Here is a 26,307-nt window from a genome sequence, read left to right on the forward strand (position 1 = left end):
TTCAGGGCCCGGCCACGTATGAAGGAAGTCTAACAGAGGGGGTACGGACCGTCAATTTAACGAGAGTTTCCTGCACAACTAGGATCCATACTGCAGCTCCGGAGTCGGCGAACGAGGATTTAATCACTGACGGGAGTGGATTCGGGCACAAGGGTGAGAAACCATGGCGAGGACTCTTCCGCCATGTCACGGAATTTCTCCGCAGTGCTACTGGCCGGTATCAAATCAAATCGTGCTCCACGGCGGATTTCGACCATGCGAAATCGAAAGGGGCTTGTTGCCACTGCCTGAGTAGGGAGAACCCGAGGCATTTCACGGCGCAGGGGCGTCAGATCGGCGAGGCTGCACCGGTCGCCTTCTTTCAATTCTGAGAGGCGCTGGTATATCTCTCCAAACAGTGACGGAATTAGCTCTGGATTCAGTGCCACGTCCGGCGGCCGGACGTCAGGAGATTCGATCAGTTGGGACAGAATCTCCCAAAAGACCTGAGAATCGACCGCCCCTAGGATGCAGAGCGCCCCTCGGTTCGCCATCAACTCAAGCAAAGCAAGCGGGCCTCGAATTTCAAACTTCCATGGTGGAAAGACGAGGCTCCGGCCGCCGTGCAGGACCTCGAGCGCGGCCTCCTTCTCATGGCGTATCTGCCTTGAGTGGCCTTTCGTCCTCCGCAGTTCTGTGTCAATGATGTCCGAGGATAAACGTGTGGGTTCGTAGGCAAACGTAGGCGTCGCCGGTGCCCAACAGGTCACGATTGCATACCTTGCAGCTAGCCGTTCGGTTTGATCCAGCGCCTGCAATGCAAACATATCTTGATTCCCATGGAACGAGAACTGGACGCTGGGATTTTCCCGAATTGTTCTGAGGCGAATCGGATTGGCATGCAGCGGCCCACCCAATCGGGAGTCGGGGTTGAGGCGATCGAGGGAATGTAGAATCAATGTGCGATCGTGCTCGCGCAATGCCGGCACGTATTGCTCTACCAATTGCTCGGCAAATGAGAGATCGCCAGCTCCGAGTTCCAAGAGGGATGCGGGCGTTGTCTCCAATAATAGGTCGAAGGGATTGTTGTGCGAGCGCACAAATGTTTCGACCGCTTGCGGTGTTATTTCCGGAGTCGGCCATTTGGGAGCTATCGCGCCACGAATGCCGAAGAGAACGCAAAGCGCGCGCAATGCTTTTGATGGAGGAAGTCCCGTCAGTTCCTTGAGGGTTTCGCTCCTGCTTGAGGGCTGGCTCTGATGGTGGCGTTGCAGGGCGTCGAGCAGTTTGGGCTTGAGCGATTCCGAAATGGGTGAGGATTGGACGGCTCGAGTCAAGGCGTCGAGTGTTGCAGGGAGGGCGTCGGTGACGATTAGGCGTCGAGAAGATTCCCACGCTGCTTCATTCGAAGAGCGGGCCGAGGATACTCGACGCCGAAACGTGGCCAAGTCTGCTGGGTCAGGCTCCATGAATTCCTGCACGATCAAGTGCAGCCTAGCGGGGGGGTAGATATGGAGTCAAGGCGGTGTGGTTGCCCCTAGCTGGACCGTATGATAGGTACTGGCCATGGGAATCAGTAACACCTCGCGCTCGGCTCTGATGTCTGGTTCGCGGAAGCTTGTCGGACTGACTGCTCTCCTGTTGGTCGATTTTTTGCTGCTTACCGGCTGTAATGGTGAGGTTCGTCCCATTGCGGCGCAATCCCTTCAGGCGGGCTCCGTGGCCTGGTCTGCGGGGCAGGTGATCGATACCAAGACTGGTACCGCGGTTCCAAGGTCAGAATGGGAGAAAGCGCTGGCCCAGTATGACGTCATCTACTTGGGGGAAGAGCATCACAATTCTCATCACATTGCGGCTGCGTTGGAGGTCTTGCAAGCGATGCTCGATCAGGGGCGTCAACCGACCTTGGCCATGGAAATGTTCGGTTGGGACGGCCAACCTGCCCTAGATGAGTACCTCCGCTCGACCGAGGCGTCCCGGGACCATTTCCTCGATCGAGTTCTGTGGAAGCAGAACTGGGGTGGCCCCTTCGAGGACTATGAGCCCCTAGTACAGTTTGCCAAGGATCATCGACTGTCAGTGATCGCTCTCAATCCGCCCAAGACCCTCATTCGGCAGGTTGTACAGTACGGAGTCACGCGCATGCGCGAGCGACCGGATTGGGGTCAGTGGGGCATGGCGAGCGAAACGATCGTGGATGATCCGGCTTATCGCGATCGGATTCTCTCCCAACTACAAGCTTGTCATGGGGGAGGCGCACCGGAAGGCTACCAAACCATGTATGAGGCTTCCATGGTAAGGGACGAGGGTATGGCGAAGACCGTGGCGACGTTGGTACGGGCTTCTGAGTTCAAGGGACATCAGGCTCCTGGTCCCATCGTCAGTTACACCGGCGGTGGTCATATCCAGTATAAACTCCCCGTACCGAACCGAGTTCTGCGAAGAATCCCATCGGACCTCAAGCAAGTCACTGTGTACCTCTCGACATTTGAGCCAAACCGGGAGACTGAACTGAGGGATTCAATGAGGGAAGGTATTGCCGATTTCATTTGGCTCACACCTGCCGGTGCGCAAGGTTCCCCCAAGCGCTGTCGCTAAACAGCATTCACCACGCAATGCGCCTATGCTTTGATTCCCCCGGAGGAGAGGGGGTGTCTCCCCTCCCTGGCGGGATTGTGAAATCCCCACCTAGCCTCTAGATTTCTTTCAGTGGCTGCGGCTTGTAGGCTGGAGGTGCAACCTTGACACTAAAGCGGTCGCTGGTCAGACTACGAGACAAGCTTGGCAATGCCTCATTTCCCCCTACATACAGAACTGGTGGACATATGAGAGGAAAGATCGCCTGTTCAGCCGACCGTCTAAGTCTGTTGGATGCTTCCATGATCAGTTCGGTGGTAGAGCCGACTGCCTTCCAAATTGGAAGGCAGTACCATGCCGAACATAGGGTGCGCATTACTGACGCCTCCGATACGCAGGTAACCTCTGCAGTCATGGGAAATTCCGGCCTCTACGAACAGACGATTCGGCTTCATGAGGGATTCCTCGAAGCCAGGTGTTCATGCACGCTCTCGGAACAACCACTCTGTCGGCATGGTGTGGCATCTCTGCTCGAGTATCAGCAATTGCACAGGGCCCGTGCTGCGTCGAGGGTCAAACCCGTTGTCCCGCGCCCTGAATCTGAACGACGAGTACCCTCCTCGACGCCATCCAATGACGTCAAACTCAGTGAACTCACCCGATTCATGGAGTGGATGCAGCGCACGGTGCAGGCCATGGAACATGACCACCCTCTTCCGCCAGCTCCTGATTTCAATGGTAGCGAGGTCGCAGCTTGGGTTGAAGTGATTCGGAATATGGACGCCCGAAGACGGGAGAGCGAGGTTGCGCAGGTGGGGCTCGAGGCCGATCTCAGGAATCGAGATGCAGCTGTCGCTAGAATAACGCAACAATTGGAGGCTTCTGTCGAAGAGGCGAAGTCCTTACAGGCATCCTGTCGAGAACTGCAACACGAATTGGAAGTCCATAAGTCTACCATTACAAAGACAACCGGTCTCTCTCGACAGGTCGAACAGTTTGACGGGGAAATCAAAGCGATTACCGGAATCCTGGCTGAGAAGTGTGCTCGGTTGGAGGCTCTGGCCGGTACGAGTCGGGAGGTGGCTGCAATGCTGAAGTTGTTCGATAAGGCATGAGCCAGCGGATCATGAAGAGCGCGACTTCTTTCCCGCCCGTCACCCATTGCGATGGGTTTTTCAAGGTGAAAACCCTCTTGCACCCTTCAATCTCGATTCTGTAAGATACAGCCCTCTTTTTGGTTTCTTGCCTACAAGGGGGTAGATCCATGAACAGGTTGGTCGCAGGAACGATCAGTGGGCTCGTGGCGTTGCAGTCAGCCGTTGCCTTTGCCAACGTCAGCGAAGGTCCGCCGGATTACAGCGGTATCACGGCCATGTACTATGTCCTGATCGGCTTGGTCTTGGCGTTCGGTGTCTACGATACCTTCATCAAGAAGGGCTAACAGTAGACCGTAGATTCAAGCGTGAAATGGTGCCTGCCAGCGGGGGTTGGGCGCTGTTTCACGCTTTCTTTTTGGGTGATAAGTTGTCTGCCCCTTCGGAGCGATTCAGAAGGGGCCTCACCGTCTGCAGAACCGTCTCTGCAATAATGCGATGGCCCTCCGCTGTCGGGTGAATGCCATCCGCCTGGTTCAACCCGCTCTTTCCTCCGACCCCCTCCAAGAAAAACGGAACGAATGGTAGGTGATGCCGAGAGGCGAGCTCCCGATAGATCGCCTCAAATTGTCTTGTGTATTCCTCTCCGTAGTTGGGCGGGAGCTTCATTCCCGCAAGGACGACTTGGACATGGGCTTCTTTCAGCTTTCGAATAATAGTATCTAGATTTGATCGTGTCTCGGAGAGGCTCAGTCCCCGCAGGCCGTCATTCCCGCCCAGTTCCAGCACTACCAGTCTAGGTTTACTCTTCAGAATCCAGCCGACACGTCTGAGACCTCCTGCTGTTGTTTCACCGCTGACACCAGCATTCACCACTTCATAGTCGTATCCCAATGACGCGAGCTTACTTTCGAGTTGTGAAGGATACGCCTGATCCTGTGACACGCCGAATCCAGCCGTGAGACTATCACCGAACGCCACGATGCGAGGACGTGGGTCTCGCCTTTCAAGCTCTGTGGGGGATGAAACGGCCTGCCCCGGAGCGTAAGTGGTCGCCATCTGCATGGCGAGTACTGTAGTCCATGATGAGATCATGAGAAGCGTTGCCGCCGGCAGCAAGGCGAAGGGGATGAGTGCATTCATGCGAGAGAGTCGACAGATCATGAAAAGCGACGAGTAGCCCATTGCCCTACAGTATAATATGAACCAGTCTGTCGTCGTAGCCGACGGGACGGAAAGGATTCATGATCGCTCTCCAGCATGTGGCCATGCAATTGATCGCCGCGGGCCAAACCGTCCCAATTCTACACGACATCACGTTCGAAATTTCCCAAAAGCAGACGGTGGCGATCGTAGGCCCATCCGGTAGCGGTAAGTCGACTCTGCTAGGACTCATCGCCGGCCTCGATCGGCCAACCTCTGGCAGCATTTTACTGGATGGAGTCGACATCACCGGTTTGCGGGAAGAAGCATTAGCACGGCTGAGGTTGGAAAAGGTTGGGTACATCTTTCAATCCTTCCATCTCATTCCCACCATGACTGCGATTGAAAATGTGGCTGTGCCGTTGGAATTGGCCAAAGATGCTCGCGCGCGAGAACGAGCTGCAGAGTTGCTGGCCGCAGTCGGCTTAACGCATCGAATGCATCACTATCCGGTGCAGCTTTCGGGTGGTGAACAGCAACGTGTCGCCGTCGCGCGGGCCTTTGCTCGACGTCCACCCATTCTCCTTGCCGATGAACCCACGGGCAACCTCGATTCCTCCACGGGGCAACAGGTCATGGACCTGATCATGACCTTGCATCGTGAAGCCGGGACTACGCTGGTTTTGGTTACTCACGACCGACAGGTTGCTGGCGCAATGGAGCGTGTGATTACTCTGAAAGACGGCAGGGTGGAATCCGATCACCAGAGCGGCTCGGATCATCAGGGCTGGGAGCGTTTCGAATGATGCCCTTCTGGTTCGCAATGGCGTGGCGGGAATCACGCGCCGCGTGGCGCCATTTTGTCTTGTTTCTCGCCTGCATCGCCCTCGGCGTCGGTGCAGTTGCAGGCGTGGCACTCTTTTCCGCAGATGTCGAACGCGCCGTGCTCAAAGAGGCTCGCGGCCTGCTCGGCGGCGACCTGGAGATTCGTCTGTCACGTCGACTCAGCGACAACGGATCATCGGTGCTTCGCGCAGTGACTGAACGCGGTGCCCTCCTCACGCACGTGAGCGAATTGGTCGCGATGGTGACGAAGCATTCTCCGGAGATAAAGGATGGCTCGCCAAGTCAACTGGTTGAACTGAAGGCCGTTGAGCCGGCGTATCCTCTGTATGGAAAGATTCGGCTGGAGCCTGACCGTCCCCTCCAAGACCTGCTGCGCCCTATTGCCGCGGGATGCGACCGACCCTGTTATGGAGCCCTTGTCCATGAATCCCTCTTGATCCGCCTCAACCTGGCAATTGGCGGAACGATGAAGATCGGGCAGGCCTCCTTTGTCGTTACTGGCGTGGTTCGAACGGAGCCAGATCGCATGGCCAATATGTTCAGCCTCGGTCCCCGTGTTCTGATCTCCCAAGAGGCATTGCAAGCTACGGAGCTGATCAAGACCGGGAGTCGGGTGCGAGAACGCTATCTGCTCAAGATTCCCCCGCAGGGCGCCGTTCAGCCATTGTTGTACGAACTTCGCGGGAAGCTCGCCACGGAATCGGCGCGGGTGTCCTCGTATCGAGATGCCCAGCCGCAACTCAAACAGTTTCTCGACCAGTTGGCCCGTTACCTTGGATTGGTCGGGCTGACGGCTTTATTTGTTGGCGGGATTGGGGTTGCCATGTCGATCCAGGCGTTTCTTCGGGAAAAGTTCCATGCAATCGCGATCCTCAAGACGCTAGGAGCCGACAACCGAATTGTGATTCAGGCCTATTTGGCTCAGGCGGTGGGATTGGGGTTGGCGGGAAGTCTCATCGGGTTGCTGCTCGGGATGGCCTTGCAACAAATGCTGCCTGGCGTGCTCGCGACGTTGCTGGCCAGCGATCTCCTCGGGCAGATCGAGTATGCCCCGGCGTTCTCTTCGTCGGCCATAGGTCCTCTGGTAAAGGGGGTTGGTCTGGGCGTGCTCACAACCCTCTTTTTCAGTCTGTGGCCGCTCCTGAGGGTACGGGAAGTGAAACCGGCGGCGATCTTTCGTCGAGAAGTGGAAGTTCCCCTCGCCGCTCATTTGCCCACACGGGTGTGGTTTGGACGAAGGTGGTTCGAATCATTTAGGAGAGATCCGATTCCTGCCGGGACGGCTTTGATAATTGGTGCCGGCCTTGCAGCTCTGTCAATGTGGCAATCTGGATCTTGGATGGTTGGGCTCTTGTTTATCGGCGGTCTTCTGATCGCCCTTACCGCTCTGGTGATGAGCGCGAGAAGTCTTTTGGCTGGCATTAGTCGGCTCCCTCCTCCGGACGCGCTGGTCCTGCGCCACGCCTTGGGGAATCTGCATCGCCCCGGTAGCCAGGCCCTTGGAGTCATGGTGTCGATCGGCGTCGGAGTGATGGTCATCATGACTATTGGAGTCATCGAACATTCGCTTATTCACAACATCAGTGAACATCGTCCTGCCGATTCTCCAACGTTTTTCTTTATCGATATCCAGCCGGACCAAACGGATCGTTTCAGCGCCCTGGTGCACGAGCAGACCGGGAAACTCGCCCCCCATCTCACTCCGCTGGTTCGGGCGCGCGTCCGTGCTATCAATGGTCAGGCTGTGAAGACCGAGGCCTCTAGTGAACAGGAGGAACAGGCATCACAGACTCGGGAGGACAAACGGAAGAATTGGTATCTCAGCCGCGAATATGCGCTGACCTTTTTGGCTGAGCTTCCCAAAGATAACCAGATCATCCAAGGCGCCTGGTGGAAACCGGGCGAAGTAGCCTCGCGCCCCTTTGTCTCAGTGGAGGAGGAGGCGGCTCGGTATATGGGGCTCTCCGTTGGATCGATTATGGACCTTGATATTCAAGGCACGTCGGTGGAGGCCGAGGTAGCCAGTATTCGGAAAGTGGAGTGGGGGAACTTCTCCACCAATTTTTACATGATTCTATCTCCCGGATCGCTTGATGATGCGCCGATGACCTACGTCGGAACGGTCCGCGTATCGCCCGACGAGGAGGTCCCGCTCCAAACAAGGGTTGTCGCGACGCTGCCGAATGTGACGGCCATCAATATCGGCGATGTCATGGCGACATTCGCCCGGGTCCTTGAGCGGCTGGCATTGGCGATCCGAGCGGTCGCGCTGTTTTGCATCCTCGCCGGGGCACTGGTCATGGCAGCTGCCCTCACGGCTACTCGGTATCAGCGGTTGTATGAGGCTGTGGTGCTGAAGGCCTTGGGAGCCACCAGAGGGCTGATTGCGCAGGCATTTGCCGTCGAATATGCGTTGCTCGGCTGCGTGGCAGGGACCGTGGGCATTGTTCTGGCCAACGGACTCGCCTGGGCGACGTTACGCTACGTGCTCGACTTGCCATGGTCGCTCGTGCCCTCGCTATTGGCGATGGGTTTGGCCGGCACCATCTTGCTCACGATGGCCGTGGGATTTCTCAGCACCTATCGACTTCTGGGGCAGCGTCCACTGAGGGTCCTTCGACAGGAATAGTCGTAGAACCGGACTGAAGCTAAGATGAGGGACTCGGTAGCTTAAGATTTACGATGTGACTGATCCGACGCTCTTCCTCCCGCAACAGCGCCACAAACCGTAACCCCACCACGTCGTCCCTTCGTGACCTGACGATCGCCCCATCGATCGTGATGGGAAAGGTGTGGGGCGAGGGAAGGAATTCCAGCTGCAGGCGTGTACCAATTGGAAATGATGTCGCGCTCCGGACTCTGCAACCCCGAATGGATAGATTTTCCACCGTGCCCTGAAAGGTTTCCCTGGAACGCGCGGGAAGTGTGGTCTGAAACCAAACGGGATAGCGTACCGGGATGCGCTGATAGTTTCGACGTGTGGCGGCAGTGCGCTGGCGCATGATCCGATGAAAACTGTGGCCACAGAGCTGGCATCGAAACGGCGTAAACAGAAAGAACCCGAGCAGGCGATCCGTAAACGAGCGTCGGGGAGCGGGCTGCACTTTGTTGGTTCGGCAGGAAGGGCAAGTGGGCATGGTCATGTGACGAGCATTCCTGATGGCCTTGATAGAGGCCGTCACCTTAACGCTCGCTCGTCACTGCCGACAACCCCTCGAAGGGTGGGCGAGCCGTAAGAGGGAAGTGTGTGTGTGTGAATGATTCGAACGTGAGAAGCCGGCTATCCGGCGGAACTCAGTGGGGCCAACAGGAAGGAGCCGAGGGGACCGGCCATCAACGGCGCCAACATGACCCCAAATTGAATGAGGTGTTCTTCCAGGGTGAGCCGAAGCCCGTTATCCTTGAGCCACTTTTGCCGATCGACGATCTTGGATGCAAAGGCCGGGGTTCGAAGGAGGGTGTCCGCGCGGCGAGCCAGGTAGATTGCCCCAGGCAGATAGGTCACGACCAACATCAGCGTGAAGGTCGCTCCCCAGAACATCGTAATAGACAGTCCGGCTCCGAGCACCGCCTCTTGCGGACCCTTGTCCGGGATGAGCGCCGCGGGCCAACGTAACCAAGCTCCCATGTGCAGAATGCCGACGACCAGCAGGGATGAGCCGGAGTACAGGACTTCGTTCAGCTGCCGCATTTGCCCCGCCAAGTAATCAGGGTCCACCATGTCCTGACGAAGGGGGGGCGCCACGATACTGCAGGCGGCCAATACTGCGACTACCGGAGTGATCGCCGCCAGCACGTTGATGAATGACACCACCGCTTTGGCAAACAGTAGCAGCCCCGGGTCGATCATCCCGGACCCTTGTAGCGTGAGATACGTGAATCCGAAGACGGCGCGATACAGGACATGAGTCTCGTCCTGGATCGCGAGGAGCAGCATCCCGCTTCCGCAGAGAGCGACTCCCGTTACGAGCACAATTCGCAGTCGTCTGGCAGGATGTGCACGGATGATGATCAACGCACAAAGCACGGATACACAGAGGGGCACGATGATGTTGAGCAAGACAGTCGAGAGCCAAATGTACCGGGCCTTGATCTCCGTCAGCATGATGGTTTGGGGCGAGGGACGCGGCGGAGCTTTCTTCACTTGTCCCGGGTCGGAGGCTCCCTCAGCTGCCAGAGGCGGCTCGGCTTTGATCAGGCTATTGATGACGCGCTTGAAGTCGAGTGTGGTGAGGTTGGCGCTGGACTCGAAGAGGAACATGGCCAGCATAAGCACCAGAAAGCCTGGTACGGCGAGAAAGAGGTACCCGTGGTCGGCGAAAAACCGCGGTTTCGGCAGAGACGACATGCGTGCGGGGCCCTCGGTCGGCGCAGGGACTACCTTATGGCTCGACGGTGCACGATAGTACCATAGTCCTTCCTTGGGAACGAGAGTCCCACAGCTCGGCTGATTCGGCTCTGCCGCAAGGAGATGGGGTTAGCTGGCGAAACGTGTCAGGTACTTGCGGATCGGCTGCCGGTCACGCTCGCGGAACCGGACCGCAATGCGTAACTGCTCTAGGTACTGTTCGAGGGTCTTCCCGCCGAGTTCGATGTGTCGATCGGTGAAGAAGGCACGGACGTCATGTTCCAATTCAGGAGTTGAAAGTCCGACGATCCCACCGCACATACGGCGAAGCCCGCTCTTGGGGAAGAGGCGATCCATCCGGTCCCAATTCGTCTTGACGAACGCCCAGGCACGCTCGCGGCTGTAGACGCTGAGCAGGAGGGCACTGACCATGAATGGAGCATCCTGCGTCCTGACCTCACCGCTCAAGGTGCTGGCAAGTGTACGTTCCACGAGAACAGGCGAGCGAAACGCAGCCAGCGAAAAGAGATAGCGACGCTCCTCCTGAGGTGTGGCGGCCTTCCTGAAGCGCCGCAAGAACTCGTCGTAGCGTGCATCGTCGCCGGTGAAGGCCAGAATGGACACGAGTGCCGGCAGCACATTGGGGTCGACGGGGCTGCCCCCACGATCGGCTGATTCGAACAGGCGATGCGCTTGTGTTTGCATCTCCTGGTCGCGGCCCAACGTTCCCAGAGCACGGATCAGATCGCCTCGTAGTTCACGCACCAAGTCGCGCTCGCCAGGTTTCGGTTCCCATCCCAAATCCTGCCAGGCCGGGGTGAGGCGATCTCGGACGAGGGCTGCCAACAGGTCCCGTTCCTCTTCCTCGAGCATGCTGTTGATGGTGGAGAAGGATCCCAGCAACACCGCCCAGACATTGGGATCCTTTTCCTGCCGAAAATGTTTGGTTAGCTCGAGATAATCAGTCGGGGTTACCATCCCTGCGACGGTGGCAGCCCAGGTGTCGTTCAGAAGGTTGAAGCGTTCGACGGCCGCCAGGGTGTGCAACCCGTTGCGTTGCAGTCGTTCGATCAGTTCCAGCGCATAGCGAACTCGATAGAAGCCGTGTCCGCCCTCGTTCGCTAAAATGGACGTCCAGTGCTTGGGCAACTCAATGCGCGTCTGTCGATCGGTCAAGAGCAGGCGACGGGTTTCCGTTCCTGTCTCGGTTGTAATCTTCAGTTGAACCGGTATCTGCCAGCGTTCCGCATCCTGTGAGGCTGGAGCGCCGCCGTCTTGAAGGTAGAGGAATCGCTGTTGGCTGATGGTGAGGTGCGAAGGCCCGTCCAGTTGCAGCGACACCATCGGGTAGCCGGGCGAAAAAATCCAGTTGTTCATGAGGCCAGGCACGTCCTGCTTGGCGGCCTGGCCGAGAGAGAGCCAGAGGTCGGTGGTTTCCGCATTCCCATAGGCATGGGTAGTAAGATAGTGGCGGACCCCGTCGCGGAAGACCGTCGGGCCGATGTGTTGTTCGAGCATGCGCAGGACCGACGCCCCTTTCTCGTACGTGAGTACGTCGAACATCGCTTCCGCATCTTTGGGCGCTCGAACCGGATATTCGATCGGTCTCGTACTCTGTAGCCCGTCGACGGACAAGGCCGCCGCGCGAGCCATACCGAATGCCGTCCATCGCTCCCATTCAGGTTTCCACGCATCGACGACGACCATCTCCATGAACGTCGCAAAGGCCTCGTTGAGCCAGAGGCCGTTCCACCAAGCCATTGTGACGAGATCGCCGAACCACATATGTGCGTTCTCATGGGCCACCACGTCGGCGACCCGTCCCTGTTCGGCGTGGGTGGCGGTGCGTCGGTCCAGCAGCAATGCGGTTTCCCGGAATGTGATCGCGCCGAGATTCTCCATTGCACCTGAGGCGAAATCGGGGATGGCGATGAGGTCGAGCTTATCTCCGGGGTAGGGGATTGCGTAGTAGTCGGCCAGAAAATTGAGCGAATAGACGGCAATGTCGTGCCCAAAGGGCGTCAGATGCTGTTTGCCCGGGACGGACCAGAGGCGTACCGACGTATGTTTCGCCATGACCGGCGGAGTTGCCACGAGTTGTCCGACGATGAATGCCACTAAATAGGTGGACATCTTCATCGAGTCGGCGAAGCGAAACACCCGTTTGCCGTTTTCGATCCGGTCATCCACGACGCGGGTGTTGGAAATTGCGATCAGCGCCTGGTCTACGGCAAGCGTGATGGCGAACACGGCCTTAAAATCCGGTTCATCCCAGCAGGGGAATGCCCGCCGCGCATCGGTCGCCTCGAACTGCGTCGCAGCCATGAGGTGGATGTTGCCCTGCTCGTCTTTGTATGAACTGCGATAGAAACCGCGGAGCTTGTCGTTTAACGTGCCACGAAATGACAGGGACAGCTTCCACACACCTGGTTGGATGGCGGAGGAAAAGGCAATGCGGCAACGTTGTTGGTCTTCTTCAAGAGTGACTCGTCCGTCATGAGCCGATTGTCCGTCGGCCGCCAGCGCGGCAGAGATCACGGTTAGGTCAACAGTATTGAGCAAAATGTCGTTGGCTGGTTCGAGTACGGTGAGTGTGATGATTTCATGCCCGCTGAACGAGTGCGATGCGAGGTCGGGCTCAAGACGAAGGTCATAGTGGGAAGGCACAATGTGCCGTGGCAGTCTGTAGGGGTCGTCAGCAGAGGGTGTTGTCATGATAGTGCGGGTTCGTCCGGAGATCGGATTTGATGGTGTTGTTTGTCCGTCGGCCTCGGAAGTTCGAATGAGCTTCCCATTGAGGAACGCGAGTCCGAACCACAGCAGGCCCTTGCCGATTGAGAATAGGAAGGCTCGGCGGAGTCTCATTTCACGGCCGCCGAGGTCCGCGGTCACATCCTTGTTGCCGATCGCGTTTCCACTCCCTTGGGGGTGCCGATGATCAATAGGCTCGTGCGTCCCACAAACAGACCCGTTTCAACAATGCCGGGAATTTGGTTGAGCGTCGCTTCCAAGGCGGTGGGGTCATCGATCTTGGGTAGATGCAGGTCCAAAATCACATGGCCGGCTTCGGTATGAAACACTTGGCCGTTGCGTTCCCGCAGGATAGTTTTCCCGCCGGAGAGCGATTCAATTTGCCTAGCCGTGCTACCCCAGCCAAACGGCACCACCTCGATGGGGAGGGGAAACGAGCCGCCGAGGGATGAGACCAACTTCGTGTGGTCGACCATCACGATGAACTGTTTCGCGGCCGCCGCGACGATCTTCTCCTTAAGCAGCGCCCCTCCGCCGCCTTTCACCAAATTGAAGTGCGGGTCTACTTGATCCGCACCATCAATCGCCACGTCGATGCTCCAGGCGTTGTCGGATTCCAGAAGCGGGATCCCCTCGCGCGTCGCCAGGTCCGCCGTCTCTCGTGATGTGGCTACCCCGTGAATCTTCAAGCCGCTCCGTACCCGTTCACCGAGCGTCAGAATGAGATGTTTCGCGGTCGAACCCGTGCCCAAGCCGACGACCATGCCGTCACAGACATACTCCGACGCTTTCACGCCTGCGGCCCGCTTTTGCGTATCCAGATCCATGAGCGTATTCATCATTCTGCCGCTTGCCCCAGTTGGGCCGCGACCGAGGCTGCACCGAGGAGGCCGGCCTTGTCGTTCATCACAATTCTCACCGGGATTTGGCTCATCAGGCGTTTGTAACGGCCCTTGTTGGTGAACCCCCGCATGAACGAACCATCCTGCAACTTCTTGAGCAACTTCGGCGCAATGCCGCCTGCGACATAGACGCCATCAAGCGTCAGGGCCTTGAGGGCTAAATTCCCCGCCTCCGCGCCATAGATCGTCGAAAACAAGTCGAGCGCCTGCTTCGCGATGTCTGCCTGTCCCTTTAGTCCGGCTTCGGCGATCTCCGCCGCGGGATTACCGACTTTAATCTTTTCCGCCAGCCACGTCGGCTCGTTCTTCTTCGTATCCCGGAGGTACTCGTAGATCGCATGCAAGCCGGGACCGGAGACGATGCGCTCATAGCTGACATGGAGATAGCTGCCGCGCAAATGGCGAAGTAATTCGATCTCGTTGTCGCTGTTCGGCGCAAAATCCGAATGCCCCCCTTCGGACGGCATGGGGCGGTATCGCGAGCCGTCCCAAAAGAGAATGGATTCCCCGAGTCCGGTTCCTGCAGCGATGAGCGCGAGGGCCTGCTTGGTTTTCGGAGGAGTTCCGGCATTCAGGACCACCAGTTCATCCGGCCGCAACAAAAGGATGCCGTGTGCCGTGGCCTCAAGGTCATTCAACAGTCGCACATGAGGAATGTCGAATTTTTTGCCCAACGCGGCCCCGTCCACAACCCAGGGAAGATTGGTGGTCTGGCACCGGTTGTCGATCACCGGGCCGGCGACGCCAAAACTGGCGGCGCGGATCTTCAACGATTCAGGCGCGGCCGGCGCGCTCCGTTCCGCCTCGTGCTCCTCACCCGGCTCGGCCAACTCTTCGTCGGCCACCGGAGTGGGTGGTGTCGGGGGATGCAAAAATTCGTCGACGATTTCTTCCAGCGATTGGTAATCGCTGCTGTGAAAGCTGTCCATGCGCACGGGCTCGACCCGTTCGGTGGTCCAGTCGTACAACGCCAAGTTTGTCTTCGTGCCGCCGATATCGCCAGCTAAAATCATTTAAGCCTCTTCGGATGAAAACTCGCGTTTCGAGGCGGTTAAGTCAGCCGCCGCGGATCGGTCCAGAAACCACAGCAGGCGGCCTTCATCAGGCTGCACTGCTGCTGCAGGGTAGGACGCGGCAGCGGTCGCTCCGCCCTCGAGAACCTTCCGGGCGACCGGCGCCTTGCTTGCTCCGGTGACGAGGAACAGTACCACACCGGCATGATTGATCACACCTGTTGTGAGGGTCAGTCGTTGCCTGGTGCCGGTCGGGGCCGAGCCGGGTGTCACCCAACGAGTCTTTTCTTGAGCCGCAGCAGTGCCGGGAAACAATGAAGCGGTGTGCCCATCCTCGCCCAGCCCCAATAAGATGAGATCGAAGCGAGGCCAGCGCTCATCCGCTTCCCCTACCAGTTGGCGCAAACGATACTCATAGGCTGTTGCTGCCGCGGAGGGATCGGCTTCTCCCTCCATCCGATGAATCTTCCCATGGGCGATGTTCAGCGGCGTAAAGAGGTAGTCGCGAGCCAATCCGAAATTGCTGTCCGGGTGGGAGGGGGGAACGCAGCGCTCGTCGCCAAAGCAAAACTCCACTCGCGACCAGTCCAGGCGATTCCGGTGAGCAGGCCCACAGAGCGAGCTGTAGAGTGCTTTCGGGGTGGAGCCCCCGGACAACGCGACAAGAAACCGACCGCTTCGACGGATCGCTTGATCGCCCAGCCACAAGAAAAAGTCCGCGGCTTCGGTTGCCACGTCCGCCGGACTTTCGAATACGCGGACCTCGGGTGCGCGTGTCATGTCAGACCCGACGGGCCGCGGGACGGGTGGCTTGTGATTGTTGCTTAGCCTTGGCTCGGGGCGGTCGCCTTGTCGGTTGAAGCAGTCCGGCCAAGCGACTGATGGTTTGTGCGGCATTCTTGCCAAGCGGAATGCTGATGGCCGGCCGTTCATGGGTTTCGAGCGACTGTAGGTCACCGATTGCCTGGGCTCGGGCAAGGGTTCCAAACGAATAAAACTTTCCAGGAACCGTGACATCCGGCTTCATCCCATCCACCAACTCTAGGAACAGTCCGCTGTGTGGGCCTCCTTTATGGAGCTGACCGGTCGAGTGGAGATATCGCGGACCGTACCCTGCCGTGGTGGCGAGGCGGTGTCGCTGGAGTACGGCTTTTCTGAGTTTCTTTATGGCCGCATCGACCCGAGGTGAAGGTGTGGTATAGGCCAGAATCGCGACATAGCCTGAGGGGTGAGCCTTGCTGAGGAGGGCAGGGATCGCGGACTTCGGCGGCTGGTTCCGAATGGGGGGCACTACGCCTGTGGATTCGATCTCCTTGAGGACTCGTCCCGTGTTGTCTTTGCTTTCTTGGACGTTGGGCTGGTCGAATGGATGGATTCCCAGGATATGTCCGGCAATGGCCGTTGCAAATTCCCAGCGAAAGAATTCGCCACCCAGGTCATATCGATCGGCCAGGTCAAGGCAATGAACCGGCTGTCCCGCCCGCTGTAGTTTCGTCACGGCCTTGTCGAGTGCGGCGTTACGGTCGCCCTTCAAACGCATAGCAACGAACATTCGATCTGTCCCATAGCTGGCCGGCGCCACAACGGGCTCTCCGGCGACGGGGATCAGCCCGGTGCCTTCTTTTCCCGTGCTCTCCGCCAGCAACTGCTCAACCCATAGACCAAACGATGCGAGCGACGGTGATGTGAGCAGAGTCACTTTGTCACGGCCGCCCTTGGCCAGCACGCCCATGACCGTTCCCAGGGCTGCGCCGGGATTGTCCCGTGTGGGAGCGGTGCGCCGGCAAGCCTCTCGCATCGCGGTGGCTCGCGCCAGGAGTTTGCCGACATCAAGCCCAAGAAGCGCGGCTGGTACCAGACCGAAGTACGAGAGGACCGAATACCGCCCACCGATGTCAGGAGGATTGGTAAAGGTACGCCAGAACTGTCGTTCACGAGCCAGTTGCTCCAGTCCCGTCCCAGGGTCCGTAATAGCAAGGAACTGGGAGCCGCCTCGATTGCCCTTGGTGCGCTGGATCACGTCCCAAAAATGGGAGAATAGCGACATGACCTCGATCGTGCCGCCGGACTTGCTGGCGACGATGAACAGGGTCGAGGCCGGTTTGATGGCCTTCGTGACCTGTCGAACCCAGCTTGGCACGGTGGAGTCCAGCACCCAAAGCCGCGGATATCCCTTGGTGCTGCCGAAGGTGCAGCGCAATACCTCCGGGCCAAGACTGCTCCCGCCCATTCCCAGCAGTACCACGTCGGTGGTCTTTGCGCGCCGGACGGCCTCCGAAAAAGTCCGCAGTTCAGCCAAGCCGTCTTGCATGGGATCCAAGACCGTCAGCCACCCGAGTCGGTTCTCGATCTCGGTCGGCTGTGGTTTCCAAAGAGTGTGGTCTTTCTCCCAGACACGGTCGATTGCGCGGGTCGCGGCCAGTTCGTCGAGCGTGCGACGAACCGTCGCCTCCTCCAGAATGGACGGACGTTGTGAGCGAGTCGCCATGGCGTGCATTCTCTTCTGTGTTGAGGTAAACAGATGGGCGTTGATCGAACTATCTTAGGAGCGGGGAGCGAAAAAGGCAACGTAGCGAGCGGCTGGAAGTGTCGGCTAAAAAGAGGATGTGCCTCTCAGGTCTCTTCTTCTTTGTCGTCGAGTTCGGCAAGGACCAGTGACACGGAGTTCTGTGAACCGAGCGCACCGACGATCGTGACGGGTGTGCCCACCGCGACGCGATCGAAGAGGGTGGCCAATTGCGGATTGTCGAGTACGATACTTCCGTAAGGTTGATCGGTGATGCCTACGGCGATCCCGTGGATTTGAATCAGGCCGGGCATCTGCTGGCTCTTGGGGATCAGCCCCGCCTGTTGTGCGGCCTCAAAGCGTCGACGATCCTCTGCATTGGGATAGTCGAGGATGAGCGAGCGAAAGTAGGGCGTCTGCCCGGCGCCTCGTTTGCGATGGATACGATAGCCGCCTTCAGGGGTCGCTCCATCACCATAGAATTGCTTCGCGCGGATCCCACGGGATCCCAACCGAATCGGGTAGGTCAGCACCTGCTTCCCGTTCTTGTAGAGGGACAGGACACGGTCGGCTTTGCTGATCACGATCGCCTGTGCCTTATGGGACCGTGACCACTCGATCGTCCGCTGGGCAGCTTCTTTCCAGGCCGTGATGAGCTCGTCATCCGCATAGCGGCCCAATTCATTCGTCAACAAGGCGGTTTGGGCGAGGACGCCCTTTCCTGCCTCTTCCGATGCCTGAATCGATCGATCGAACTGCCCCTGTTCGAGGTAGAGTCGGGCTTGTCTGACGAGCAGTTCGGTCTGCATGGACTGTTCGCCCAGGACCACCCGGCTGCCGATTTCCCCGACCCGGCTGTTAAGCAATCGCTGTCGTTGCTCAACGCGAGCCAGTTTTGCCTCGGCTGTCGTGCGCTTGGCCTGTACCCGTCTGCCGACCTCCTCGGCCAATTGGATACCCTCGACCTGAAGTTTCTCCAGGTCGGCCTCCAATCCATTTTCTTCCCACGGCCAACGAACGATGTTTTCTTCCGACTGCACCCTGGTTTTCATCGCCATCCACTGCCGCATGAAATGGGCATAGTCTTCTGGCGCGATTTCGGATGCCTTCAGATTTATTAGGTCACGATCGATGCCCTCAATCGCCTCGACCAACTCGTCGGGTACGGTTTCGACGCACCCTCCGAGCGAAACAAGCAGCAAGCTTAGCGCGGCTGCCTTGCCGACCTTGTATGAAAGAGTCCGTAGCATCATCGGTGTATTCTAGCCCGAGGTCCTGCCTTTCGGCGAGTTTTCTCGGGGATTGCAGCAGTTGGACGCGCGGTTACCTGATGGATTTCCTCACTCAGTTCTTTGCCCTTGTCATAAATCGCCTTGGCCGACGCTTGGGCGGCCAGGAAATCATCGGCATCCAGCGCGTGCTGAATGTCCTTCAGAGACTTTTTGAGGCTGCTCACATCTTGTTTCAGATACTCGGGAAGCCGACGGTGCTCTGTTTCTGGGTACCGCGCGGCCAACTGTTGGACCGCCTTCACCGATTCATGTGCGACCGACTGGGCTTGAAGCGCTGCCGCCCGCGCCTCTACTGCGCGCTGTTCCGCCTGTGATAAGACGGTTCGAGCATCGGCTTCAAGTTGAGCCGCAAGCCCCTTGGTTAAGCGATAATCCCTCAGAAACCAAAACTTTGACTCCTGCTCAAGTAATTCCCGCCGCAGATTCGATCCGTGTCCCTGCAGTCGAGCCAGATCTTGCGGGGCATAGCGGGCGGCACCAGTCACTTGGACCTGGTTCACCAGCTCTTCGGCTGTGCTGATTTGTGTCATGGGCGGCGCCTCACACCCGCCAAGCAGCAGCGCTAGGACCAGGGGCGTAGCTATTACGAGATGAGATTTCACCAACATGGGATCGTTGTATCACACTGATCGTCCAGGTACGTCTTCCCCTCCGGTGATCAATCCGTTTCCGGTCCGCGCGTCGATCTACTACTATTACAGCCAGCAAGATGTACTCTCCTCACTAGAGAGAGGAGTGAGCTATCGCAACGTCGATGCCAGGGATATACGTTCCGTTACCGTTCATAAAACCATGTATAAACAAGCACTTACTGGTCAATGACGGTGAGGGAGACGCCAAGTCCTGTGGCACGTTTGCGACGGTCGGGCAAAAGCGCCTCAAAAATCCACATTCAGTTGCAGCATTCTGCCACGATGGCTGTCATTGAGTCGGGCATGAATTTCGTTTCGGCCCGGACGACGACTCGTCCCAATGGAGTTGGGTTGATTGACACCCCAGAACCTCGCCCCTATAATGCGTGTTCTTTTACCGATAGTCGGTCTCTCGAGAAGGAGTGCGCCATGTCGTTTACATATCAGCAACCCTCGAACCTCAAGCGCAAACGGGAACATGGGTTCCGTAAGCGCATGAGCACGAAGAACGGTCGCAAAGTCCTGGCTCGTCGTCGGGCAAAGGGCCGTGCCCGTCTCACCATCTAAGTCTTCCCGCACTCTGGGAATCTATACGTTTCCACTGGTCTCGGCCGGTTTGTCAGGGCCTAGGGTAGCGTGATGTGCCCGTGGCCCTGCGAGCCTCGCCACTCACCAGGCCCCGAGAGTCAGCTGAACGGCACTGTGTGAGACACGGGAACTGTCATGGTGGGCGAACGTGATGCGGGTCCGCTCTTCCTGAAGGCGAGTCCGGAGATCCAACGCATCAAGAAGACGGGGCGTCGGGTATCGACCGGATGGTTCAATCTGTTGATCGATGTCGGCCAGGAGGGAACAACCCAACTGGCGATCGTGATCGGACGGCGATTCGGGACGGCCGTGCGACGCAATCGGGCCAAGCGTCGATTCCGTGAGTTAGCCCGGTCGGTAAAGGGTTGGGCCCCGGGGCATGTGTTTTTAGTGTTCCCAAAGCGGGAGTGTTTGGCAATCCCGTTTGCGGAGTTACGGCGAGTATGGAACAGTACGCTTCAGCGGCAGCGCCTCGCGCGATTCGACCCGCCCTCCTCGTGAGATGGCTTTTCATTGGGGTGATTGGGGCCTACCGCCTCTGTGTCTCCCCACTGCTCGCGCCCGCATGCCGGTTCCACCCCACCTGCTCCGCTTACGCCCAGCAGGCAATTGATCGGTATGGGGTCTGGCGGGGGTCAGTACTGGCTGCCCGGCGGCTCGTGAAGTGCCATCCATTCCATCCCGGCGGGGTCGATCCCGTGATGTAGCGTCCAGCGGACCCCCTCACGCTCGAAGATCCATGGAAAAACGCGTCATAGTCTTTCTTGTCATCTCGCTGGCTGTCATCGTCGGCTACGATTTCCTGCTGAAGGAAATGGGGCTTATGCCTGCGCCGCTCCAGACGCAGGAGACGCCATCGTCTGAAACAGCTCCATCTTCCAGGGAAACCACAACGGTAGCATCCTCTGCCGCTCCCTCTTCGTCCGTTCCGCCCACAGCTGATCAATCTTCAAAGGCTGGATCGGTTTCTTCGGGGGCATCGGTAGCCGATGCTGGTTCTGCTGCGGCGAACGACGAGCAATTGGTCGAAGTGGAGACCGAGCTGTTCCGAGCCAAGTTCAGCAACAGAGGTGGAGTCCTGAAGTCGTGGGAATTGAAACGCTATACCACCACCGTTGCGGATGGCCAGAAGCCCGTACAGTTGGTGTATTCGGGGGGGAGGTTCAAGGGACCGCTGAGTCTGATCACCGGTGACCAAGCCCTGACCAATGATCTCAGTGCCGCGCTGTACCATGTCAGCCTTGACCAATCCCGAATTGACAGTGCGCATCCGGTTGGCCATTTGACGTTCCGCTACCGCGATCTGCAGCGCCAGGTGACGGTCGAGAAGCAGCTGACCTTCCATCACGACACTTATGCGGTGGATGTGTCTGTTCGCACCGAAGGGCTTTCTACTCCGGTCGAGGTGTCGCTAGGCACCAATTTCGGTATCGTGGAGTGGGGAGAGGGCTTCATCGGACTCATGGGGCCGGCGTCGTCCGTTGACGACAAGGTCCTCAAGGAGATGCCTGAGACCGAGATCGAGCGGAAGGGTGACGTGAAGTGGTCGGCTATTCAAGACAAATATTTCCTGAGCGTGCTCATGCCCAAGCAGGCTGCATCGGCGGTTGCCAAGAAGGAAGGCGACAAGCTCGCCTCGGCGGGCGTGCGGTTCAACGCTTCGGCTGGCGGTTCCGTCATGCAGATGCAACTCTATGCCGGGCCAAAGGAATATGACACTCTCAAGGTCTTCAATGTCGGCTTGGAGGATACGATTGATTTCGGCTGGTTTATCTTCGGCAGCTGGAGTCTCGTGAAGGGTGTCGCCAAGCCGATTTTTTACATCCTTCGTTTCTTGTACGACTTTACCCATAATTATGGCGTGACCATTATCCTGCTCACGGTCATGCTGAAGCTCATGTTTGCGCCTCTGCAGTACAAGAGCTACAAATCCATGAAACAAATGCAGATGATTCAGCCGAAGGTGTTGGCGCTCCAGAACAAGTTCAAGGACGACCGCGATCGCCTCAACAAAGAGCTGATCAAGCTGTATAAGGATCACAAGGTCAACCCTGTCGGCGGCTGCTTGCCGATGGTATTGCAGATGCCGGTTTTCGTGGCGCTGTTCAATATTCTCTATATGACGATTGACTTGCGACAAGCACCGTTCCTGTTGTGGATCAAGGACCTGTCGGTTCAGGACCCGTACTATGTGCTTCCCATCATCATGGGAGTCACCATGGTCATTCAGCAGAAGATCACTCCCACCACGATGGATCCTACCCAAGCGAAGATCATGCTCTTCATGCCGGTCTTCATGACATTCCTTTTCCTGAATTTTGCGGCAGGGCTTGTGCTCTACTGGCTCACCAACAACGTGCTGACGATCACGCAACAGGTCGTGACCGAACGCGTGTTCGCCAAGCATTGGAAAATGCCGGGGATTGAAGCCGATGGAACAGCGCGTTAGCCGTCGGGTCGGTTCTCGGCGAAGACCCCATCCGTTTTCTCAGCGAAAAACTCCGGGCTCCCGGTAGAATGGTGCGTCATGGCCGGCGCGCTGGACGATACCATTTGTGCCATCGCCACGCCTCCTGGTGAGGGAGGCATTGGGATTATTCGACTGAGTGGACCTAGGGCGATCGACATCGCCTCTCGTTTGGTTCGATTGCGCTCAGCCGCTCCCTTGGAATCTGTGCCTTCGCGAGTGCTCTCCCTCGCTGAAGTGGGCGCACGAGTGACTGCAGTCTCTCCCGCGTCGGGCCATCCTCTTGATGAAGCTCTTGTGGCTGTCATGCGGAGGCCGCATTCCTATACGGGCGAAGACGTCGTCGAGTTGCAGTGCCACGGCGGTCCCGTGATTCTCGATCAGCTCTGCCGGTTATTGCTGGCTGAAGGCGCGCGGCTTGCGGAGCCGGGCGAATTCACAAAGCGCGCGTTCCTCAATGGACGGCTGGATCTCGTGCAGGCCGAGGCGGTGCTCGATACCATTCGTGCCAAGACCGCTCGCAGTCTGTCGGTCGCACAAGCACAGCGCCGTGGCGATCTCTCTCGGGAGATCGCTCATGTTCGGGAGCAGCTCGTCATCGCGCTGGCCCATGTCGAGGCCGCGCTCGATTTTGTCGAGGAGGATATCGAATTTGTCCCGCACGACGAACTTGCTCGCATCCTTCAAATCATCATCGACCGCCTCTCGAAGCTCGTCGCGACTGAACAGGAGGGGCGTATTTGGCGTGAAGGGGCGGCAGTCGCGATCTTGGGCCGGCCGAATGTCGGCAAGTCCAGTTTGATGAATGCCCTGCTGCGGACGGATCGTGCCATCGTCACGCCGATTGCCGGTACCACGCGCGATGTGCTGGAGGAATCGCTCAGCCTGGCCGGTATTCCGATACGGCTTGTCGATACCGCGGGTATCCGTCCCACGTATGACCCTGTCGAGGCAGAAGGCATCAGGCGCAGTCAGGTGGCGTGGGGATCTGCTGACTTGGCGTTGATTCTCGTGGATGGTTCCGAACCGCTGACGGATGACGATCGTGCGCTGTTAGCCGAGCCCGCTGCAAAAGAGGCGGTGGTACTCGTGAATAAATGCGATCTTCCGATGCAGACTTCTGCGGAGGCCGTGCAGGCCATTTGTCCCACTCGGCGAGGGATCCTGGAAATTTCTGTTCAGGCCCGCACAGGGCTGGATGCCTTGCGCGAAACCATTCGTCGGCAGCTCACACCGGCCGGACTCGAATCGCAGGAGTCCGTGCTGGTTACAAACCTTCGACAGGCTGCCGCGCTGGAACGAGCACTGCACGGCGCCCGACAGGCTGCTGAATCGCTCGGTGAACGCCGCGCCGGTGAATGTATTGCGATGGATCTTCGCATCGCCGCCGACGCGCTCGGTGAAGTCACCGGGGCCATCACCACCGACGATATCCTTGAGAGGATTTTCTCTGAATTCTGTATCGGTAAGTAGTGGGATCCACGTATGAGTGAACGAGTTGATATTGTTGTGGTTGGCGGAGGGCATGCCGGTTGCGAGGCGGCCCTGGCTTCCGCCCGGCTTGGCATGCGCACACTTCTTTTGACGATGGACCTTGATCGGATCGCGCAAATGTCCTGCAATCCGGCCATGGGCGGCATCGCAAAGGGACATTTGATCAAAGAGATCGACGCCCTTGGCGGGGAAATGGCGAGAAATACGGATCAGGCGGGCATTCAGTTCCGCATGATCAATACGAGTAAGGGGCCTGCAGTCCGCGCCTTGCGTGCCCAGTGTGACAAGAGAATCTATCGCGAGGTCATGCAGCAGACTCTGCGGGCGCAGACCGGACTCTCATTGCGGCGGGGCACTGTTGACCGGATCCTGACTCGGCAAGGGGCCGTCGAGGCAGTGGTGACCGACGATGGAGCACGAATCGAGTCCGGGGCGGTTATCCTGACATCTGGAACGTTTTTGAAGGGGCTGATCCATATTGGGCTGAACCACTTTCCCGCCGGCCGTGCCGGAGAGGCAGCGGCCGAGCATCTCTCTGATTGTATGAGGGATTTTGGTTTTGAAGTGGGAAGGCTCAAGACGGGAACTCCCCCGCGGTTGCACCGGGGTTCGATCGATTTTGCAGCCATGGAACTGCAACCAGGAGACGAGCCCCCGCCGCCTTTCTCCTATCGCACCGCCAGCATCCCATTGCCGCAGGTCCCTTGTCATCTCACGCATACGAATTCTCAAGTGCATGATATTATTAGTGAAAATATCGACAGGTCGCCGCTTTACAGTGGAATCATCGAGTCTATCGGGCCGCGCTATTGCCCGTCGATTGAAGACAAGGTTGTGAGATTTGCTGATAAACAGCGCCATCAGATTTTTGTGGAGCCGGAAGGGCTCGACTCCGATGAGTTCTACCCGAATGGCATTTCCACCAGTCTCCCGGTGGACGTCCAAGCTGCCATGCTCAAGCACATTAAGGGGCTGGAGCAGGCTCAGATCCTTAAACCCGGTTATGCGGTAGAGTACGATTTTTTCCCGCCCAGGCAACTTCACAACACCCTTGAGAGCAAACTCGTTTCCGGTCTCTACCATGCCGGTCAAATCAATGGAACGTCTGGTTATGAAGAAGCTGGTGCGCAAGGAATCATGGCTGGAATTAACGCCGCCTTGAAGATCAAGGGGGAGCCTCCACTCATTCTGGATCGAAGTCAGGCGTATATCGGGGTATTAATCGACGATTTGATCACAAAAGATGCTCGGGAACCGTATCGCATGTTCACTTCGAGGGCCGAGTATCGGTTGCTCCTCCGTCACGACAATGCCGACATTCGCCTCACGGAAATCGGCCACCGTGTTGGCCTCGTACCAGATAGCACCTATCGAAAGTTCGAATCGAAGCAACGGTCGATCGAGGGGGAGGTTCAGCGACTTCGCGAATCAAGGGCGAGGGTGACTCAGGAAATCAGTGCAAGGCTCGATGAGCAGGGAATGCCTGGTATTGAGCCGACGCAGAGCCTCGCCTCTGTGCTGAGAAGGCAGGATATGTCGTATGTGATGCTTTGCAGCCTGTTTGGGGGGATAGGCCTGGACGATTCCGATGTGATTGAGGCTATTGAGCTCGAAATCAAGTATGAAGGGTACATCAAGCGCCAATTGCAGCAGATTCGAAAGTCTGAGAGGCTTGAACACCTCTTAATTCCAGTTGATTTTGATTATGATCAGATTCAAGGCTTCTCCGGTGAGGTGAAGGAGAAGCTGAAACGCGTCAAGCCCGACTCGCTCGGCCAGGCATCGCGCATTTCCGGTGTGACTCCAGCCGCGATCTCGCTGCTGATGGTTGCCCTCGAAAAGCGAGTCAGAAGCCACTAATTAATAGCTGGTTTCCGTACCTTTTCTGGATCCCTAAGAGTTCCTGCCTCGAAATCTCAATCCTGACGCTTGACCAACGCAAACTGTTCCAGTAGAGGTGTTCCACGTGGAACATTCGAATCCTCGACATCTCTCTCAGGTCCTATCCCAAGCGGCAGAAGTGGCAGAAATTCCCATTCTGCCAGAGCAAGCCGAGCTGCTTGCTCGCTATATCAGCGAGCTAAAACGGTGGAATCAGTCAATCAACCTAACCGCAATCGAAAATGATGAAGAAATTGTGGTCAAGCACATTATCGACTCTCTGGCTGCAACGAAATGGTTGGACATTCCACTAATGGCGTCGGTCTTGGATATCGGTGCTGGAGCGGGATTCCCTGGTATGCCGATCAAGTTGGTAAGGCCTGATCTCATCATGGATCTCCTTGAGCCGAACGAGAAGAAGGCCGCGTTCTTGAGATATATGATTGGAATGCTGAAACTGCGTGATGCTAACGTCATCTCAGCAAAGATTGAGGACTGCCTAGAGCGTCTCCCACGCGCAGGAACGTATCACTATATAGTTGTGCGAGCATTTAAGGTGGATTCCTGCGGAGAAGTGATTGCGAAATTAGTGAGGCCAGCCGGCTCCTTGGTGCTTTACCGAGCGGCGAAGGTGGAAGTGGATTTCAAGCTGAATAGGCTTGCATTGGTTCGCGAAGTCGAGTATGAGCTTCCATCCGGTTTCGGGCACCGTGTACTTTCTGTCTTTTCTCCGAGCTCCCGCTAATACCTGTTCCACGTGGAACAATAGAATCTCGGTGAATTCTTGATTCTCC

General features: G+C 57.6%; 23 protein-coding genes. 12 read left to right on the top strand and 11 right to left on the bottom strand.

Annotated features, from left to right (window positions below; all coding sequences use genetic code 11):
• Positions 1-119: 119 nt before the first annotated feature.
• Positions 120-1,316, bottom strand: a complete 1,197-nt coding sequence (locus tag KF814_08180; protein MBX3236116.1) for a hypothetical protein — start codon at positions 1,314-1,316, stop codon at positions 120-122.
• 229 nt (positions 1,317-1,545) lie between these two features.
• On the opposite strand from KF814_08180, the gene KF814_08185 reads away from it, so the two are divergent.
• The 3 genes from KF814_08185 to KF814_08195 all read left to right on the top strand — a co-directional run bounded on the left by KF814_08185 (position 1,546) and on the right by KF814_08195 (position 3,997).
• Positions 1,546-2,577, top strand: a complete 1,032-nt coding sequence (locus KF814_08185) for a ChaN family lipoprotein (protein ID MBX3236117.1) — start codon at positions 1,546-1,548, stop codon at positions 2,575-2,577.
• A 755-nt stretch (positions 2,578-3,332) separates the two neighbouring features.
• Positions 3,333-3,671, top strand: a complete 339-nt coding sequence (locus KF814_08190) for a hypothetical protein (GenBank protein ID MBX3236118.1) — start codon at positions 3,333-3,335, stop codon at positions 3,669-3,671.
• 149 nt (positions 3,672-3,820) lie between these two features.
• Positions 3,821-3,997 carry a hypothetical protein gene (locus KF814_08195; protein MBX3236119.1) on the top strand — a complete coding sequence of 59 codons (177 nt, stop codon included), beginning with the start codon at positions 3,821-3,823 and terminating at the stop codon, positions 3,995-3,997.
• 58 nt (positions 3,998-4,055) lie between these two features.
• Here KF814_08195 and KF814_08200 read toward each other — a convergent pair whose 3' ends face one another.
• Positions 4,056-4,835 (bottom strand): arylesterase, encoded by a 780-nt coding sequence (locus KF814_08200; GenBank protein MBX3236120.1) that lies wholly within the window; start codon positions 4,833-4,835, stop codon positions 4,056-4,058.
• Positions 4,836-4,894: 59 nt separating this feature from the next.
• Here KF814_08200 and KF814_08205 point away from each other — a divergent pair, with 59 nt between their 5' ends.
• Together KF814_08205 and KF814_08210 are read left to right on the top strand one after the other, a co-directional pair.
• The gene (locus KF814_08205; protein ID MBX3236121.1) at positions 4,895-5,599 is read left to right on the top strand and encodes an ABC transporter ATP-binding protein; all 705 of its coding nucleotides are present in this window, start codon (positions 4,895-4,897) and stop codon (positions 5,597-5,599) included.
• Positions 5,596-8,268: an ABC transporter permease gene (locus KF814_08210; protein MBX3236122.1), complete on the top strand. Its 2,673-nt coding sequence runs from the start codon at positions 5,596-5,598 to the stop codon at positions 8,266-8,268. Before KF814_08205 ends, KF814_08210 begins: the two co-directional genes overlap by 4 nt.
• 19 nt (positions 8,269-8,287) lie before the next feature.
• On the opposite strand, the gene KF814_08215 is transcribed toward KF814_08210, so the two are convergent.
• From KF814_08215 to KF814_08255, 9 genes are all read right to left on the bottom strand, one after another.
• Positions 8,288-8,782 carry a PilZ domain-containing protein gene (locus tag KF814_08215; protein MBX3236123.1) on the bottom strand — a complete coding sequence of 165 codons (495 nt, stop codon included), beginning with the start codon at positions 8,780-8,782 and terminating at the stop codon, positions 8,288-8,290.
• Positions 8,783-8,919: 137 nt separating this feature from the next.
• Positions 8,920-9,987, bottom strand: a complete 1,068-nt coding sequence (locus KF814_08220) for a hypothetical protein (protein ID MBX3236124.1) — start codon at positions 9,985-9,987, stop codon at positions 8,920-8,922.
• Between the two features lie 129 nt (positions 9,988-10,116).
• Positions 10,117-12,702 (bottom strand): M1 family metallopeptidase, encoded by a 2,586-nt coding sequence (locus tag KF814_08225; GenBank protein ID MBX3236125.1) that lies wholly within the window; start codon positions 12,700-12,702, stop codon positions 10,117-10,119.
• A 173-nt stretch (positions 12,703-12,875) separates the two neighbouring features.
• The gene (gene rpiA / locus KF814_08230) at positions 12,876-13,565 is read right to left on the bottom strand and encodes a ribose-5-phosphate isomerase RpiA (protein MBX3236126.1); all 690 of its coding nucleotides are present in this window, start codon (positions 13,563-13,565) and stop codon (positions 12,876-12,878) included.
• 11 nt (positions 13,566-13,576) lie between these two features.
• Positions 13,577-14,653 carry a glucokinase gene (glk, locus tag KF814_08235; GenBank protein MBX3236127.1) on the bottom strand — a complete coding sequence of 359 codons (1,077 nt, stop codon included), beginning with the start codon at positions 14,651-14,653 and terminating at the stop codon, positions 13,577-13,579.
• Positions 14,654-15,433, bottom strand: coding sequence for a 6-phosphogluconolactonase (pgl, locus tag KF814_08240; protein MBX3236128.1), 780 nt, complete (start codon positions 15,431-15,433; stop codon positions 14,654-14,656).
• Between the two features lies 1 nt (position 15,434).
• Positions 15,435-17,141, bottom strand: a complete 1,707-nt coding sequence (locus KF814_08245; GenBank protein MBX3236129.1) for a glucose-6-phosphate isomerase — start codon at positions 17,139-17,141, stop codon at positions 15,435-15,437.
• Between the two features lie 125 nt (positions 17,142-17,266).
• Complete coding sequence (locus KF814_08250) at positions 17,267-18,412, bottom strand: L,D-transpeptidase (GenBank protein MBX3236130.1); 1,146 nt, start codon at positions 18,410-18,412, stop codon at positions 17,267-17,269.
• Positions 18,409-18,981 (bottom strand): hypothetical protein, encoded by a 573-nt coding sequence (locus KF814_08255; protein ID MBX3236131.1) that lies wholly within the window; start codon positions 18,979-18,981, stop codon positions 18,409-18,411. Before KF814_08255 ends, KF814_08250 begins: the two co-directional genes overlap by 4 nt.
• Positions 18,982-19,512: 531 nt before the next feature.
• Here KF814_08255 and rpmH point away from each other — a divergent pair.
• The 7 genes from rpmH to rsmG all read left to right on the top strand — a co-directional run bounded on the left by rpmH (position 19,513) and on the right by rsmG (position 26,258).
• A complete protein-coding gene (gene rpmH, locus KF814_08260) occupies positions 19,513-19,650 on the top strand; it encodes a 50S ribosomal protein L34 (GenBank protein MBX3236132.1) in 138 nt (45 codons plus the stop codon).
• 156 nt (positions 19,651-19,806) lie between these two features.
• Entirely contained in the window at positions 19,807-20,172 is a 366-nt protein-coding gene (gene rnpA, locus KF814_08265; GenBank protein MBX3236133.1) for a ribonuclease P protein component, read from the top strand.
• Entirely contained in the window at positions 20,115-20,378 is a 264-nt protein-coding gene (gene yidD / locus KF814_08270) for a membrane protein insertion efficiency factor YidD (protein MBX3236134.1), read from the top strand. The genes rnpA and yidD overlap by 58 nt, the downstream gene beginning before the upstream one ends.
• Before the next feature lie 32 nt (positions 20,379-20,410).
• Positions 20,411-22,120, top strand: coding sequence for a membrane protein insertase YidC (gene yidC, locus KF814_08275; protein ID MBX3236135.1), 1,710 nt, complete (start codon positions 20,411-20,413; stop codon positions 22,118-22,120).
• A gap of 78 nt (positions 22,121-22,198) precedes the next feature.
• Positions 22,199-23,611: a tRNA uridine-5-carboxymethylaminomethyl(34) synthesis GTPase MnmE gene (gene mnmE, locus KF814_08280; protein MBX3236136.1), complete on the top strand. Its 1,413-nt coding sequence runs from the start codon at positions 22,199-22,201 to the stop codon at positions 23,609-23,611.
• A 12-nt stretch (positions 23,612-23,623) separates the two neighbouring features.
• On the top strand, positions 23,624-25,492 hold the full coding sequence (gene mnmG, locus KF814_08285) for a tRNA uridine-5-carboxymethylaminomethyl(34) synthesis enzyme MnmG (GenBank protein MBX3236137.1): 1,869 nt from the start codon (positions 23,624-23,626) through the stop codon (positions 25,490-25,492).
• Positions 25,493-25,598: 106 nt separating this feature from the next.
• Positions 25,599-26,258, top strand: coding sequence for a 16S rRNA (guanine(527)-N(7))-methyltransferase RsmG (gene rsmG / locus KF814_08290; GenBank protein MBX3236138.1), 660 nt, complete (start codon positions 25,599-25,601; stop codon positions 26,256-26,258).
• Positions 26,259-26,307 lie beyond the last annotated feature (49 nt).

The organism is Nitrospiraceae bacterium, from assembly GCA_019637075.1.
Taxonomy (GTDB): domain Bacteria; phylum Nitrospirota; class Nitrospiria; order Nitrospirales; family Nitrospiraceae; genus JAHBWI01.

Excerpts from the sequence above, each read along its gene's own strand:
- KF814_08185 (MBX3236117.1), top strand. The coding sequence starts at position 1,546 with ATGGGAATCAGTAACACCTCGCGCTCGGCTCTGATGTCTGGTTCGCGG.
- KF814_08190 (MBX3236118.1), top strand. The coding sequence starts at position 3,333 with ATGGACGCCCGAAGACGGGAGAGCGAGGTTGCGCAGGTGGGGCTCGAG.
- KF814_08195 (MBX3236119.1), top strand. The coding sequence starts at position 3,821 with ATGAACAGGTTGGTCGCAGGAACGATCAGTGGGCTCGTGGCGTTGCAG.
- KF814_08200 (MBX3236120.1), bottom strand. The coding sequence starts at position 4,835 with ATGGGCTACTCGTCGCTTTTCATGATCTGTCGACTCTCTCGCATGAAT.
- KF814_08205 (MBX3236121.1), top strand. The coding sequence starts at position 4,895 with ATGATCGCTCTCCAGCATGTGGCCATGCAATTGATCGCCGCGGGCCAA.
- KF814_08210 (MBX3236122.1), top strand. The coding sequence starts at position 5,596 with ATGATGCCCTTCTGGTTCGCAATGGCGTGGCGGGAATCACGCGCCGCG.
- KF814_08215 (MBX3236123.1), bottom strand. The coding sequence starts at position 8,782 with ATGACCATGCCCACTTGCCCTTCCTGCCGAACCAACAAAGTGCAGCCC.
- KF814_08220 (MBX3236124.1), bottom strand. The coding sequence starts at position 9,987 with ATGTCGTCTCTGCCGAAACCGCGGTTTTTCGCCGACCACGGGTACCTC.
- KF814_08225 (MBX3236125.1), bottom strand. The coding sequence starts at position 12,702 with ATGACAACACCCTCTGCTGACGACCCCTACAGACTGCCACGGCACATT.
- rpiA (MBX3236126.1), bottom strand. The coding sequence starts at position 13,565 with ATGGATCTGGATACGCAAAAGCGGGCCGCAGGCGTGAAAGCGTCGGAG.
- glk (MBX3236127.1), bottom strand. The coding sequence starts at position 14,653 with ATGATTTTAGCTGGCGATATCGGCGGCACGAAGACAAACTTGGCGTTG.
- pgl (MBX3236128.1), bottom strand. The coding sequence starts at position 15,433 with ATGACACGCGCACCCGAGGTCCGCGTATTCGAAAGTCCGGCGGACGTG.
- KF814_08245 (MBX3236129.1), bottom strand. The coding sequence starts at position 17,141 with ATGGCGACTCGCTCACAACGTCCGTCCATTCTGGAGGAGGCGACGGTT.
- KF814_08250 (MBX3236130.1), bottom strand. The coding sequence starts at position 18,412 with ATGATGCTACGGACTCTTTCATACAAGGTCGGCAAGGCAGCCGCGCTA.
- KF814_08255 (MBX3236131.1), bottom strand. The coding sequence starts at position 18,981 with ATGACACAAATCAGCACAGCCGAAGAGCTGGTGAACCAGGTCCAAGTG.
- rpmH (MBX3236132.1), top strand. The coding sequence starts at position 19,513 with ATGTCGTTTACATATCAGCAACCCTCGAACCTCAAGCGCAAACGGGAA.
- rnpA (MBX3236133.1), top strand. The coding sequence starts at position 19,807 with ATGGTGGGCGAACGTGATGCGGGTCCGCTCTTCCTGAAGGCGAGTCCG.
- yidD (MBX3236134.1), top strand. The coding sequence starts at position 20,115 with ATGGAACAGTACGCTTCAGCGGCAGCGCCTCGCGCGATTCGACCCGCC.
- yidC (MBX3236135.1), top strand. The coding sequence starts at position 20,411 with ATGGAAAAACGCGTCATAGTCTTTCTTGTCATCTCGCTGGCTGTCATC.
- mnmE (MBX3236136.1), top strand. The coding sequence starts at position 22,199 with ATGGCCGGCGCGCTGGACGATACCATTTGTGCCATCGCCACGCCTCCT.
- mnmG (MBX3236137.1), top strand. The coding sequence starts at position 23,624 with ATGAGTGAACGAGTTGATATTGTTGTGGTTGGCGGAGGGCATGCCGGT.